Source organism: Paenibacillus sp. VTT E-133291, assembly GCF_002264395.1.
GTDB classification, from domain to species: domain Bacteria; phylum Bacillota; class Bacilli; order Paenibacillales; family Paenibacillaceae; genus Paenibacillus_AQ; species Paenibacillus_AQ nitricinens.
Map to the genome: position 1 here is coordinate 1 of NZ_NFVA01000051.1, position 13462 is coordinate 13462.

16 protein-coding genes are annotated in these 13462 nt (G+C 44.9%); all 16 read left to right on the top strand.

Annotation, left to right across the window (positions count from 1 at the left end; all coding sequences use genetic code 11):
• The first annotated feature begins 131 nt into the window (after nucleotides 1-131).
• The 16 genes from CA598_RS19320 to fliT all read left to right on the top strand — a co-directional run bounded on the left by CA598_RS19320 (nucleotide 132) and on the right by fliT (nucleotide 13328).
• Nucleotides 132-578, top strand: coding sequence for a glycosyltransferase family A protein (locus CA598_RS19320; RefSeq protein WP_094877530.1), 447 nt, complete (start codon nucleotides 132-134; stop codon nucleotides 576-578).
• A 133-nt stretch (nucleotides 579-711) separates the two neighbouring features.
• Nucleotides 712-2727, top strand: coding sequence for an ATP-dependent helicase ComFA (locus tag CA598_RS19325; protein ID WP_094877531.1), 2016 nt, complete (start codon nucleotides 712-714; stop codon nucleotides 2725-2727).
• Nucleotides 2724-3542, top strand: a complete 819-nt coding sequence (locus CA598_RS19330) for a ComFC family protein (RefSeq protein ID WP_256990553.1) — start codon at nucleotides 2724-2726, stop codon at nucleotides 3540-3542. Before CA598_RS19325 ends, CA598_RS19330 begins: the two co-directional genes overlap by 4 nt.
• 168 nt (nucleotides 3543-3710) lie before the next feature.
• The gene (locus CA598_RS19335) at nucleotides 3711-4121 is read left to right on the top strand and encodes a TIGR03826 family flagellar region protein (protein WP_094871892.1); all 411 of its coding nucleotides are present in this window, start codon (nucleotides 3711-3713) and stop codon (nucleotides 4119-4121) included.
• A gap of 102 nt (nucleotides 4122-4223) precedes the next feature.
• The gene (gene flgM / locus CA598_RS19340) at nucleotides 4224-4508 is read left to right on the top strand and encodes a flagellar biosynthesis anti-sigma factor FlgM (protein WP_042192418.1); all 285 of its coding nucleotides are present in this window, start codon (nucleotides 4224-4226) and stop codon (nucleotides 4506-4508) included.
• Between the two features lie 12 nt (nucleotides 4509-4520).
• Nucleotides 4521-5021 carry a flagellar protein FlgN gene (locus CA598_RS19345; RefSeq protein WP_042192416.1) on the top strand — a complete coding sequence of 167 codons (501 nt, stop codon included), beginning with the start codon at nucleotides 4521-4523 and terminating at the stop codon, nucleotides 5019-5021.
• A 54-nt stretch (nucleotides 5022-5075) separates the two neighbouring features.
• Nucleotides 5076-6659, top strand: coding sequence for a flagellar hook-associated protein FlgK (gene flgK / locus CA598_RS19350; protein WP_094877532.1), 1584 nt, complete (start codon nucleotides 5076-5078; stop codon nucleotides 6657-6659).
• Between the two features lie 15 nt (nucleotides 6660-6674).
• Nucleotides 6675-7592 carry a flagellar hook-associated protein FlgL gene (gene flgL, locus CA598_RS19355; protein WP_179283710.1) on the top strand — a complete coding sequence of 306 codons (918 nt, stop codon included), beginning with the start codon at nucleotides 6675-6677 and terminating at the stop codon, nucleotides 7590-7592.
• A 16-nt stretch (nucleotides 7593-7608) separates the two neighbouring features.
• Nucleotides 7609-8175 carry a DUF6470 family protein gene (locus CA598_RS19360; protein ID WP_094877533.1) on the top strand — a complete coding sequence of 189 codons (567 nt, stop codon included), beginning with the start codon at nucleotides 7609-7611 and terminating at the stop codon, nucleotides 8173-8175.
• Between the two features lie 106 nt (nucleotides 8176-8281).
• Nucleotides 8282-8737, top strand: a complete 456-nt coding sequence (gene fliW / locus CA598_RS19365; RefSeq protein WP_256990554.1) for a flagellar assembly protein FliW — start codon at nucleotides 8282-8284, stop codon at nucleotides 8735-8737.
• Nucleotide 8738: 1 nt separating this feature from the next.
• Complete coding sequence (gene csrA, locus CA598_RS19370) at nucleotides 8739-8981, top strand: carbon storage regulator CsrA (RefSeq protein ID WP_076297902.1); 243 nt, start codon at nucleotides 8739-8741, stop codon at nucleotides 8979-8981.
• Nucleotides 8982-9222: 241 nt separating this feature from the next.
• Nucleotides 9223-10428, top strand: a complete 1206-nt coding sequence (locus tag CA598_RS19375) for a flagellin N-terminal helical domain-containing protein (protein ID WP_094877535.1) — start codon at nucleotides 9223-9225, stop codon at nucleotides 10426-10428.
• A gap of 199 nt (nucleotides 10429-10627) precedes the next feature.
• The gene (locus CA598_RS19380) at nucleotides 10628-11017 is read left to right on the top strand and encodes a flagellar protein FlaG (protein WP_094877536.1); all 390 of its coding nucleotides are present in this window, start codon (nucleotides 10628-10630) and stop codon (nucleotides 11015-11017) included.
• A gap of 17 nt (nucleotides 11018-11034) precedes the next feature.
• Nucleotides 11035-12573, top strand: coding sequence for a flagellar filament capping protein FliD (gene fliD / locus CA598_RS19385; RefSeq protein WP_256990556.1), 1539 nt, complete (start codon nucleotides 11035-11037; stop codon nucleotides 12571-12573).
• Between the two features lie 19 nt (nucleotides 12574-12592).
• Complete coding sequence (gene fliS, locus CA598_RS19390) at nucleotides 12593-13000, top strand: flagellar export chaperone FliS (protein ID WP_306440477.1); 408 nt, start codon at nucleotides 12593-12595, stop codon at nucleotides 12998-13000.
• Nucleotides 12993-13328, top strand: a complete 336-nt coding sequence (fliT, locus tag CA598_RS19395; RefSeq protein ID WP_094877538.1) for a flagellar protein FliT — start codon at nucleotides 12993-12995, stop codon at nucleotides 13326-13328. The genes fliS and fliT overlap by 8 nt, the downstream gene beginning before the upstream one ends.
• Nucleotides 13329-13462: the final 134 nt, after the last annotated feature.

Sequence of the window (13462 nt, forward strand, 5' to 3'; positions counted from 1 at the left end):
ATATTTCTCGCTTAAACGCTTACCGTCCTTCCAAGGACGCCGAAGGCGTATATGCTTGATAGGAACGCTGGGCAGTCACCGACCTTTTAAAGCCGGCATATAGTGTTGGTATACAGAGGAGGTGCATCTCCATGGTAGCCCAGTTGATATGGATTGCGGCTGTTTATGTATCCGCTGCAGTGATTATTCATATGCTGCATAATCGGCAGAAGGTGCGGCAGACACCGCAGTCCGTGAAATGGATTCATTATATTTTGATTACTCGCAATCATGCATCTGTTGTGGAATGGTACATTCGGGCGCTGACATTTCAAGCATTTTTAACCGGAAAACGATTTCGAGTAACGTTCATGGATGATGGCTCGAGCGATGGAACCCTTGGAATTGTTTCCAGGCTGGCTGATAGTGGCTGCTCTATCGATCTTGCAACATCTACGTACACTTTTCAGATGAGTGAAGAAGAGCTTCAGCAACAAGGGATTGTGGTAGACTTGCGGTTGTCAGGGCAATCTGTTTCGTTGCCCTTTATGGGGATGGCAGGAAGTAGGGGATGCGAATCAAAGCGCGACAGATTTTAAGTGAATATGTGAGTAACGGGTGAAGCACACTCTCCAAGAAATGGGGGAGTGTGCTTTTTGCGTTTGAGGCAGGGAAAGTGGAGTGGGCAAAAGCGACTAATGGTGAGAGTTAAGAGTTAAGGAGGCGGTTTTTATGCGAGTTGGTGTGTATGTCTTGGAATGTAGAGGGATCTGGAGTGTTTGGATTTCTTTAGATCTTACAGTAGATGTATGGTGGTGGTCTGGGGCTGGATCAGAGAGTCAAGGTAGGGGCTTAATAACGGAGGACAAGCTGGTTTTATTATCTCCTGCGCTGCCACTGGGATGGGCGGTGAAGCTTCGCGATTCTTTTAAACCAAGAGATGGAATGAGGAACTGGGGGGCTAAGGAATGGGGTCAATACGTAAGCACTGTTCTTGAGCCGGAGTTGAGGGAGGAAAGGGAAGCGGGAGGAATGGGAAAGGAAGAGTGGCCTAATGATGGGGTATCGCTATGGCGGGTTTCTGAACTAAGAAAGATTTTTATTGAACAGGATAAGAAGAACAATGAAGGAGGAAATTATTGCGGAGGAAATGATCTCGATTATGCTTTACTTGAATCGGAAGCAGAACAACTATCGTGGGCGGTGGCCGGCCGCTCTTTACTGCAGCCGGAAATAGAAGCGCTGCTGGCAGAAGGATTGCCAGAGCTGACAGGTCGTTGGCGCCAGGCGGCACAACTGGCGCATTTGCAGGGGCGGCTTACGTTTGCCGCCGCCGTTGGTAGTCACGCCCCGGCTACGCTTGGGGCGTGGGCCCGCCAGCTCCCTGCGGGTGCTGGCGCTCTGGCGCGTGCGGCGGCTAGTCTGCCGCACGTGTGGTGGCGCGGCGCTGTCGCCCGCCGCGCCGTTTCGCGCTGCCTGCGCTGCGGCAGCGCCCCCACCGGCCGCACGGCATGCGCCGCGTGCGGCCTTATGGGCTGCGCCTACTGCGAGGCCTGCCTCGCACTTGGGCGCAGCCGGGCTTGTGCGCTGCTACTGCGCAGCGCAGCGCTTCCGGCCGTGCGGTGCACGGCCGCCCTTGACCCCACCGCGGCCGCAGGCCGGTGGGGGCTTAGCCCAGCGCAGGCGGGAGCCGCTGGCGCTGCGCTGGGTTTTCTGGCGGAGCGGCGTGAGCGCTCCGCCAATTCGTGCCCAGAGCGGTTCCTGCTCTGGGCGGTGACGGGAGCCGGGAAGACAGAAATGATCTTCCCGCTCCTAGAGGCCGTGCTCGCCGCCGGTGGGCGGGCGCTCGTAGCGACGCCGCGACGCGACGTCGTACTCGAGCTCGCTCCGCGGCTCGCCAAAGCTTTCCCGGCGGAGACTATCGCCGTGCTTTACGGCGGCAGCACAGAACGCTGGGTGGGTGGTCGCTTAACGCTCGCGACTACCCACCAGCTGCTGCGCTTCCATCGAGGCTTTGATCTCGTAATCATTGATGAGCTGGATGCGTACCCCTATCACAATGATCCTATGTTGGCTTATGCTGCCGAACAAGCCTGTAAGGTAGATGGCTCTTTTATCTACTTATCAGCCACACCACCACAAGAAATGCAGCGGTTGGTACGCTCAGGTAGACTTCCACATGCCAGAGTACCTGTTCGCTTCCATGGTCATCCCTTGCCTGTACCGCAGCATTTGACTATGACATCCGTTCATACATGCCTAAAGCGTGGAAATTTACCTAGATCTCTCGTACATACGCTTCGTAAGTCACTCGAGCGCAAGGCGCAAATCTTTTGTTTTGTTTCTCGTATCGCTCATATTGACGGGTTGCTGGCTCTGCTTCGCCGGAGCTTTCCCGGCGTAGTTATCGAGGGGACTTCCTCCAAAGATCCATCCCGGGCAGAAAAAGTAATTGCTTTTCGTAACCGCGCTGTTTCCTTGTTAGTAACGACTACTATCCTGGAACGTGGAGTTACAGTACCACGCAGCGATGTATTTATTTTAGATGCAGACAGTGATCTTTTTGACGAAGCCTCCTTGGTTCAGATGGCGGGACGTGCCGGGCGATCTAAAGATGATCCTGCTGGGCGTGTTGTATTCGCCTCTCCACAGTGGACCCGATCTCAGCGCGGAGCGATCTCTCAGATCCGTACTATGAACAAAATCGCTCGTAGCAAAGGATTTATTAGTAAGGAGACGTCGACATGAGTGCTATGTTCTCATGGTTAACCAAAGCTCAGTCACTCTTCTCCCCCTCGGCATCTCCATGTTTAACCTGCGGCAAGCGCATCTCTGGATCCTCACCATTTCCTGGAGTTTGCAGGATTTGCGCAGAATCTATTCCATGGATACGTTCCCCGCGTTGCTTGAAATGTGGTCGGCATGTGGGCTGTCCTGACTGTACCCGCAGCACCGAACCATCACCGATTATTTGTAACAGGAGTGCAGTTGCTTACAATAGTGATATGCGAGAATGGCTAGGTCAGTATAAATATCGCGGAAATGAACGATATGCCCTTTTACTTGGCCTTATGCTGGATAGAGCCTATCTAACCCTGAAAAAAGAGAAGCAGAGCACTCTTTTATCCCGAGAACCATCCATCATCCATCGCTCTTGGTCTGCTGATTTGTTAGTGCCAGTGCCTGTCAGTGATTCCCGGCTTATGGAGCGGGGGTTTAATCAAGCAGAAAGATTGGCGGATGTGCTGTCTAGACGTAGAAAGGTTCAACAGCTTCCACTGCTAATCCGTACACATCATACGGGAAAGCAAAGCTTTAAGAGCCGGGCGGAACGACTAGCGGATATGAAGCACGCTTTTGCGGAGAATCCGGCAGTAACAACACAGTTTGCGGATTTGATGAAACGGGAGGTACCTCTAAATCGTCCTGTTCGGATTATTATTGTTGATGATATTTATACAACGGGCAGTACCATTCGTGCATGCGCTGAGATCATTCAACAAATAGGTTCAGATTATGGTTATACGATAGAGGTATATAGCCTAACTTGGGCACGTTCCTGAGGAGAGCGAAATGCATGATTGTGAACAGCCCATTCACTTTTTGAAGAGATCCATGCCCGTAATAGCGTTTCTTCCGTCCCATAGACGAATTCTTTGCAATCATGTAATCTAGGAGCATAAGGATATTATGCATTGTACAGAATGTATGGAGAGGAGCGGCTGCTTGTTATGAATCTAGACAATTGTCCAAGGTGCGGCCGGTTGTTTGTTAAGAATCTTATGGGGTTGTGCCAGCCCTGCATCAAAGAGCTGGAGCATGAATATGAGATCTGCGTCGATTATTTGCGGGAGAACAAAGGAACCAACATTCAAGAGCTGTCCGATGCTACGGGGATTTCGATTAAGGAGATCACTCGCTTTATTCGAGAGGGCCGGATATCTATAGCAAATGCTCCTAATATGATGTATCCCTGCGAGGTGTGTGGAACACTGATTCGCGATGGGCATATGTGTGATAGCTGCCGTACTCGGCTTAGAAAGGATCTCACCAATGCCGCCAAGGAAAATGCTGCTGAGGATACTACCAAAAAGACAACAGACGGCGCATATCGTGCCATAGACAAGTTGCGTGACCTATAAAATCTGCAAAAAAACGTTTGCAGCTATAAAGTATGTTTCAGTCTACGCCGATAAACTTAGTAAAGATTATCGGCTTTTTTATATTAGGAGGAAGGTGAAGTTATGAAAATTAACGAGACCGGACGAATTAACGCGATGAATCCGTATCAACGCAGCGCGGATGCGCAAAGGCAGGAACAAATGAAGAAAAGTTCACGCAAGGATGAGGTTTCGATTTCTGATGAAGCAATTCAGCTCTTGCAAGCACAGAATTCTGGTAATGATGCTGAACGTGCACTTAAGATCGACAGTTTGAAGCAACAGGTCTCCGCAGGTACCTATCAAGTAGATGCAGCTAAGCTAGCAGAGAAACTCGCCCCTTACTTTAAGCAATCCTCCGAGAATTAGGTGAAACCATCCATGGCATTGACGACATTAATAGAACTATTGGAGCGGCTGGACGAAGTGCATAACCAAATGCTGGAGCTGGCCGCTGAGAAAAAACAGACGATTATGGACAACAAGGTGGATGCCTTAATCGACATCCTGAACCGTGAGTCCAAGCTAATGAAGCTGATTGGACAGCTCGAGGAACAGCGAATCGCGGCAGCATATACCGTTCTGCAAGGCGTAGGTATTCGTTCCAACCTGAACCTGAACCTAACTGAGCTGTCCAGACTTATATTTGACCCTGAAGATAAGGCACGACTGCTGCATATTCAGCAGAAGCTTTCTGGCACTTTGCACCGCTTGAAAGAAGCAAATGAGCTTAATCAGAAGCTGATAGAGCAGTCGCTTACTTTTATAGATTATTCTTTGGATCTGCTGGTCGGAAGACCGAATCAGGATATCACTTATCATCGTCCGTCTGACAAAGGCAATGGCGTAAATCGGTCGGGGATATTTGATGCACGAGGCTAGAATTGTACTGATGAAGTGTTCTGTCAGATCAGAACATAAGGAGGAGTAAGCAGCATGACATCCACATTTCATTCAATAGAGACGGCGAGACGCAGCCTTTTTACTCAAACCGCAGCTCTTAATACGACTGGACACAACATCGCAAATGCGAATACCGAGGGTTATACTCGTCAACGTGTAAATATGAAGGCTGCTTTGCCTATTGAAGCGTACGGATTTAATAAATCTACCGTTCCTGGTCAAATGGGTACAGGGGTGGAATTCTCATCTATTGATCGGATTCGGGAAATGTTTCTGGATGATCAGTACCGTGGTGAGAATTCTGCATTTGGAAACTGGAAACTTCAAGCAGATACCCTCTCTAAACTAGAAGCGATTGTTAACGAACCATCGGATACAGGTATTCGTACAGTTCTGGATAACTTCTGGAAATCATGGTCCGACCTTAGTAAGAACCCTGAAGATCCTACTGCTCGTAAGATTGTAGTGCAAACTGCACAATCTCTGACCGATGCTATGAATTATATGAGCACGCAGTTAGATAATCTCGATCGGGATCTAGCTACTAATATTGACGTTAAAGCCAAAGAAGCTCAGGGTTACCTGACCGCTATCGCAGACTTGAATAAATCGATCTATAAGATCGAAGGTATGGGCGATCAAGCGAATGATTTACGCGATCAACGCGATCTGATGGCGGACAAGCTATCCAAGATTGCTAATATTACCGTTGTAGAGACGGAAGCTGGTTATAACGTTTCACTAGGTGGACAGCCACTGGTAGAGGGTGGAGAAGTTACTGCAATCGTAGATAGTGCATTTCTTAATAATGCTTATGCCGCTGGAACGTTGAAGGGCGGCGAGGCTTACGGAATGATTTTCTCCAAAAATACTTATGTTACCGACTACAAGAAACAACTCAACGATATGGCTAGTACGATCGCTACTGGTGACGTTGAAATTACAATACCGGCAGGTTCCAATCTTCCTGAGGGTACTATGTTGACAAATGATGCCAAGATTAAGCAAGCAGATGGCACTGTAGTTACTCTGGCCGCTGGTCAAGCAATGCCTAAGGGAGCAACGATGTATGAGGACGCTAAAACCATTGTCAAAGGTTTGAACGGACTTCACAAGTTAGGTTATGCGATGGATGGAAGTTCTGGTCGTGATTTCTTTGTAACCTCTGGTGACGCTGGAACGATCAAGTTAAATCCGGAAATTGCTGCAGATGTTAGCTTATTCGCAACCTCATTACGTACAACTGTTGATGCAGCTGGCAACACACAGGTCGTTAAAGGAAATAACACCTTGGCGCTCTTGCTGACAAACCTGAAGGATAGTAAATTCACTACACCGGACGGTAGCATTAGCAATACTGTTGGTGGACTTCTTGGCTCCATGGTGGGTCAGCTAGGTATTCAATCACAAGAGGCTGCGCGTCAGACAGATAACTCAGATTATCTGGTAGAGCAGGTTAACTCCCGTCGCCAATCTGTCAGCGGAGTATCACTGGATGAAGAAATGTCGAATATGCTCGTATTCCAGCATGCTTATAGTGCCGCTGCGCGTTTTATGACTACTTTTGATGAACTGCTCGACAAATTGATTAATTCCACCGGCACAGTCGGCAGATAAAAGGAGATATAGCGTATGTTGAGAGTAACCTCTAACATGATGAATTCACAGCTTCTGCTTAACCTAAACCGTAACGCACGTACGATGAACGACACACAGTTACAGCTTTCAAGCGGACGCAAAATCAATAAGCCTTCCGATGATCCGGTAGGAATTACGTATTCCCTGCGCTACCGTGCGGAGCTTTCCTCTAATGAACAATATACTAAGAATGTAGATAGCGCACTTTCATGGCTGGATTATAATGATACTGTTCTAGGACAAGCTGGGGATGTTGTACAGAAAATTCGTGAACTGTCTGTACAGGCTGCGACAGGGACTAATCCACAGTCAGCACTGGACAGTATTAATGCCGAAGTGATGCAGTTAAAAGACCAACTTGTGGATATTGCGAACAGTACGCTGAACGGTAAGTATATCTTTAATGGCGAGCAATATAACACGAAACCTTATGATTTCGTTAAAGGTGCAGATGGCTCATACGATGTATCTAAGCCAATTACTACGGATACTGGGCAGATTCAGTTTATCGTAGGTGAAGATGTGCGTATGCCTATTAGTACGACTGGTAATGAGATATTTGGCAATACGGGGGATGCTGATAATCTGTTTGCAATCATTAATCAATTATCAGGTGCTTTGAAGTCTGGTGATTACTCAGGGGTATCGGCACAACTTGGTTCAATTGATACACGTATGGAGTCCATTCTATCAGCTCGGTCGGAAATAGGAGCGAAGACTAATCGCGTGGAGCTAATGCAAGACCGACTAAGTGATTTGAATATCAACCTAACTGATCTTCAGGCTAAGACTGAAGATGCTGACTACGAAGGTTTGATTATGCAGTCAAAGATCCAAGAGAATATCTATAATGCCTCCTTATCTGTGGGTGCAAAGATTATTTCCACAACACTCGTAGACTTTATCAGATAAACGGAGGTGGTTCTCGTTGCTACAGCCGATATTGCAAATTCGTCAGACGCCTGCTGTTATTGGGATTGATGCTGACCCGGGTACATATTCAATAACCCAGCCAAAGGCTGAAGTCAGCATAAAGACCACTCATGGAGAACTAACAGTGGAGTCCTCTCGACCTGAACTCACCGTTGATCAATCTCAGGCTTGGGCTGCCTATAATGGCGGAAATATGCTTGATATGAATAAACGGATCTATTCCGGTATTCAGCAGTTATATCTACAGGGTATCGCTAGAAAGGTAGAGCAGGGCAATCGAATGGCTGAGTTTTTTAAACCAGGTAACACGATTGCTGAAGTTTACGGTACAGATACAGAGCCAAATTCTTTTCCAGAGACCCGAGGCTCAGCATCCTACGATAATGTGGCTCTTCACTTTGAGACGAGAGCCCCACAAATCAATTTTCGTGCCGCTAAAGTTGATATTCAGGTGGAGCGACATACTCCGGAAATTGAGTATACTCGTGGTAAGTTAAATATTTATATGCAGCAGTATGCTTCTATTCAGTTTATTCCACCAGAATTGAATTTTCAATTGTAGCTTCTTGAGCTATAGATGTGCCAGAAAGCACCTCTATAGCTTTTGTGCTATATAATGTAATAGAATTCCGTAAGAAGCTAGTTTTGCATAGCAAAACTTTTGAGGAGTGAACAACTTGATTATAGAAACACTATCTTGGGGCAAACTGGAAGTAGATGAAATGCAAATATATCATTTTCCGAAAGGGCTTCCTGGCTTTGATGAAGAAACCGATTTTGCTTTGATTGCGATGGAGGAGACGCCTTTTTGCTATCTACAATCTGTTAGAAACAGGGGTCTATCCTTTCTGTTAGGAGATCCATTTGTTTTTTATCTGTCCTATGAGTTTGAGTTGCCGGATGATGAAGCTGAAGAATTAAGCATAAATGATGGGATTATCGTTCGTTGTATTATCACGCTGAAGGAACAAACCGAACATTCGACAATTAATCTTCTGGCTCCTATTGTATTGAATCCTACAGCTCGTTTAGCTAAACAGATCGTTCTTCATAAAGCACCTTATCATACAAAGCATAACTTGCTGCAGGTGCAGTTGGTTATCGATGGAAAGGATGGTGGATGATATGCTTGTGCTTTCTCGAAAAAAAGGGGAGTCCATCGTCATCCAAGATCAGATAGAGCTGACGATCTTAAGTGTGGAAGGTGATACGGTAAAGGTTGGTATTTCTGCACCGAAGCATGTCGATATTTTTCGCAAAGAAGTATATCTTTCTATACAAGAATCTAACCGCGAATCCGTTGCTCCACAACAGTCTGATCTGAAGGCACTGATCCATCAACTTCGCAAAGTGAATAATAACGATTAATGGTTATAACGTATATACTGAATTCAGAATCTGGGACTGCACGAATGCAGACTCAGGTTTTTTATTTGATTTAAGAGATTTATTCAAGAAATTTCAAAAAAACTTCAATTTGCTCTAAACACTTGGATACATACCGTCGATATATGTAGTAGACGCTGATCCGGCAGGGCGGCCGACCTTAATGGTTCGGCGTTTACCACATGGATGTGGAACTAACTCAATTTCAGGGAGGAAATATCTAATGATTATCAATCACAACGTAACAGCCTTAAATACTCATCGTCAATTATCCATTAACACTGCTAACACTAGCAAAAACATCGAGAAACTGTCTTCTGGCATGAGAATCAACCGTGCTGGCGATGACGCTGCTGGTCTCGCGATCTCCGAAAAAATGCGTGGGCAAATTCGTGGTCTTGACCAAGCTTCCCGTAACGCTCAAGATGGCATCTCTTTGATTCAAACAGCAGAGGGTGCATTAAATGAGACACACAGCATCCTGCAACGTATGCGTGAACTTGCAAACCAATCGGCAAACGGTACTAACACAGAAACTGACCGAGGAGAAATTCAGAAAGAGATTAACTCACTAACTTCTGAAATCAACCGTATCGGTAACACCACTGAGTTCAATACTCAAAAACTATTGAATGGCGATAAAAACGGAGCTGGTTCTGCCAAGGTAGACGCAGTAGCGGGTGTATTTAAAGCAGGTGTAGTAGATCCGACAGCAGCATTCACAATCGATGGTACAACCATTGCTGCTGGATCTGCTGATCTTGCTGGACTGGTTACATCAATTAATGCAAATGCAACGCTGGGTGCTAAGTACACTGTTACTGAAGGTACAGGTGGGGATGCTGGCAAACTGATCATAACCCAAAAAGCAGGTGCAGAAGCAGATTCTACTCCAACTATTGGTGGCGGTACCCTACTTGAAACAGTAACAAAAGGTGTAGCAGCAAAAGCTGCAGTAGTAGCTGACGATGCTAAGAGTATGAAGTTCCAGATTGGTGCAAACCAAAACCAAAGCTTGACTCTTGATGTTGCTGACATGAGAGCATCCGCGTTGGGTATTACTACTGCAGGTACGACTGATAAACTTGCTGTAACTGATGGAACAAACAATACAACTACTGAACAGGCTCTTGATGTAACAACTCATGAGGATGCAGCAAACGCAATTACAAAGATCCAATCAGCTATTGATAAAGTTTCCGGCGAACGTGCAAAATTAGGTGCAAACCAAAACCGTCTGGAACATACAATTAATAACTTGGGAACTTCTTCTGAGAACTTGACTGCTGCTGAATCTCGTATCCGTGACGTAGACATGGCAAAAGAAATGATGTCACAAACTAAGAACAACATCCTTGCTCAAGCTGCTCAAGCTATGTTGGCTCAAGCTAACCAACAACCACAAGGCGTTCTTCAATTACTTCGTTAATTTTAAAATTAACATTTATAGCTTTACAAAAAGAACCTTGGATTTTCTCCAAGGTTCTTTTTTTTGAATATTTGTGATTATTAATAAAACTTCGGAATTCCCGGGATTTTTTCAGGTTTATCTTTCTTAAGTCCTAAATTATCCCTGAATCTAACCGATATAAAGAGTATAAAATGAGCGTTGGTGGAGGTCGGGCTTTATGAATGTACAGTTTTCTCTTTCTGCTAGTTCGGTAACAAGTACACAGGTTGTATCTGAAGCAAAGTCCAGTACTGCATCGGTGTCATCCATAAATCAAGAAACTCCCATCCGAAATACTAAGGATATGAGTTTGAGAGAGAAGCAGGGCGTAAATGTGTCTGTTGCGGAAGAACAGCTCATTCGTACGATTGAACGGGCGGTGAAATCTCTACAGGGACCCCAGACTACGCTGCAGATCAGCATCCACGAGAAGACGCATGATATTATGGTTAAGGTGCTTAATAAGGATACCGGTGAGCTTATTCGCGAAGTTCCCCCAGAGAAAACTCTGGATCTCGTAGCTAAGATGATGGAAATTGCCGGAATACTTGTAGACGAGAAAATTTAGTAGTAGGAGGTGCTGTTTTGGTTACACGTGTAAATGGATTTTCAGGGATGGATATCGATAGCATGGTAAAAAGTATGATGACCGCTAAGCGTGTCCCCTTAGATAAGCTTAATCAACAGAAACAGATCCTTAACTGGACTAGAGACAGTTATCGCGAAATTAATAGTAAGTTGGTTGATTTTCGTACAAATAAACTTACTGATAAATATGGCGTTAACTCTGCTCTGAATGCCAATAAGGCTGTTACAAGCGGAAATACGGAAGCGCTAACCGCTGAAGCTACAGCAACTGCTAACGGAATTGATATGAAAGTAAGTATTACTCAGCTGGCTACCAAGGCTACAATTGAATCAAATGGTGCAGGTTCTGGTTTAACTACAGCTTCTTCACTAGCTAAGGCAAAGATTAACGGTTCAAATGTTGAGATTACGGATGCTGATAAGGAAGAAAAATATAGTTTGAAGATCAATGAGCAAACTTTTTCTTTTACAGGAGCGACAGAGATTTCTACTGTTATTGCAACGATTAATGGTAACACTAAAGCTAACGCTATCGCGAGTTTTGATGAAGTCACTGGGAAGCTGATTATTTCATCTAAGACTTTTGGAAGTAAAGGTGCCTTATCTATTGAATCAGTTGATGGTAGTAATAATTTATTTGAGGCTTTTAAAGGCATTAAACAATACACTGGTAAAGATGTTAAACCTGGTTTGGATGCAATTGTATTTGTTAATGATACGATGATAAAAAAAGATAGTAATAATTTCTTGATTAACGGGGTTCAACTGACATTATTGGCTACAACATCCACCCAGACCGATCCTGAGCTGAATCCATCAACAGGAACGGATAAGCCTATTACAATCAAAACTCAATCAGACCCTCAAAAAGCTGTAGATGCAATAAAAGGGTTTGTTGAAGATTACAACAGTTTGTTGAAATTGTTGAACGATAAAATATCTGAAGAGAAGTACCGCGATTTTGCACCATTGTCTGATGAGCAAAAGTCAGCAATGAAAGAGGCAGATATCACGACTTGGACAGAAAAAGCCAAAAGCGGACTTTTGAAAAACGATGATATATTAAGAGAAGCAGTATCCTCATTACGTGGGGTTATTTCTAACCAGATCGGTGCCTTGAGTTCTATCGGGGTGACTACCGGATCTTACTTTGAGGGAGGAAAACTGAAGTTAGATGAGACTGCTTTGAAAAAGGCTCTTGCCAACGATGCTCAAGGGGTTATGGATCTACTCCAGGGCCCAGCCAGCGCCTCCACTACAGGGTTATTTGACAAGTTAGCTAGTAAAGTCAATAACACACTAGATTCACTAGTTTCGAGGGTAGGAACTAACAAGTACTCGACTGATCTAACCAGCACCTTCAAAGAAGAGAGTGTTATGGGTAAGAAGCTCAAACAATATAACACTCGTATAAGCGATATGTTGACTATGCTAAATAATGCCGAAACACGCTATTACAAGCAGTTTTCAGCCATGGAAACGGCAATGAACAAGTTGCAGTCACAGTCTAACAGTCTTTTCTCCACATCCAGCTAAGATAATTATAAAATAGAGGGTGACATTATTGATAACATCTCCTTATGACAAGTATCGCCAATCTTCTGTCAAAACCTCAACGCCTGCACAGTTGGTAGTCATGCTTTACGATGGAGCCATTCGTTTCGTTAGAACAGCGATGGATGGTCTTAGCAAACAAGACTATGAGAAGACGAGTCTTAATTTTGGTAAAGCACAATCTATAGTTAGTGAATTAATGAGTACATTGGACTACTCCTATGAGGTATCTAATAATCTTTATTCACTTTATGAATATACGAATTTCTTGTTAGTGGAAGCTAATATCCGCAAAAGCCCGGAAAAAGCGGAAGAGGCCATCGGCTATCTTACAGACCTTCGTGAAACTTGGTTACAGGCATCCAAAATAGCCGCGGGTCAAGTGCAGCCCGAATCTGCTCATGGATGAGTTAATTCAGCACCTGAAGGAACTAACCTTAGATATCACGGACAGACTCTATGAGACTACCTATGAGGAGTTAGAGCTTTTTGTCGAGGATCGTCAGGAGCTTGTCGACTCTATTGCAGAACAAGCCGAAATTTGTAAGTCGACGACTGCACAAAAACAAGAAATTAATCGAATTTTGGAGTATGACAATGTGATCCTAGACAGAATGAACGCTCTTCATTTGGAAGCGCAAGACTGGTTGCAGAAGCGCAATCAGGCCAAGGTTCAGCGCAGCGCCTACGAGGCCGCTTACACCCCAGATAGTTTTCTAATGGATCGCAGAAAATAATTTATTTCAGTGTTTCGCCATAGGAGTAGACGGGTATAAAATACCGTCTGCTCTTTTTTAATCCTTACGCCGAAACTATTTCTTGATTATGGTAAATTAAACGTCCTATTTTACGTGGTAAATTATTGCATGTA

Excerpts from the sequence above, each read along its gene's own strand:
- CA598_RS19320 (WP_094877530.1), top strand. The coding sequence starts at position 132 with ATGGTAGCCCAGTTGATATGGATTGCGGCTGTTTATGTATCCGCTGCA.
- CA598_RS19325 (WP_094877531.1), top strand. The coding sequence starts at position 712 with ATGCGAGTTGGTGTGTATGTCTTGGAATGTAGAGGGATCTGGAGTGTT.
- CA598_RS19330 (WP_256990553.1), top strand. The coding sequence starts at position 2,724 with ATGAGTGCTATGTTCTCATGGTTAACCAAAGCTCAGTCACTCTTCTCC.
- CA598_RS19335 (WP_094871892.1), top strand. The coding sequence starts at position 3,711 with ATGAATCTAGACAATTGTCCAAGGTGCGGCCGGTTGTTTGTTAAGAAT.
- flgM (WP_042192418.1), top strand. The coding sequence starts at position 4,224 with ATGAAAATTAACGAGACCGGACGAATTAACGCGATGAATCCGTATCAA.
- CA598_RS19345 (WP_042192416.1), top strand. The coding sequence starts at position 4,521 with ATGGCATTGACGACATTAATAGAACTATTGGAGCGGCTGGACGAAGTG.
- flgK (WP_094877532.1), top strand. The coding sequence starts at position 5,076 with ATGACATCCACATTTCATTCAATAGAGACGGCGAGACGCAGCCTTTTT.
- flgL (WP_179283710.1), top strand. The coding sequence starts at position 6,675 with ATGTTGAGAGTAACCTCTAACATGATGAATTCACAGCTTCTGCTTAAC.
- csrA (WP_076297902.1), top strand. The coding sequence starts at position 8,739 with ATGCTTGTGCTTTCTCGAAAAAAAGGGGAGTCCATCGTCATCCAAGAT.
- CA598_RS19375 (WP_094877535.1), top strand. The coding sequence starts at position 9,223 with ATGATTATCAATCACAACGTAACAGCCTTAAATACTCATCGTCAATTA.
- CA598_RS19380 (WP_094877536.1), top strand. The coding sequence starts at position 10,628 with ATGAATGTACAGTTTTCTCTTTCTGCTAGTTCGGTAACAAGTACACAG.
- fliT (WP_094877538.1), top strand. The coding sequence starts at position 12,993 with ATGGATGAGTTAATTCAGCACCTGAAGGAACTAACCTTAGATATCACG.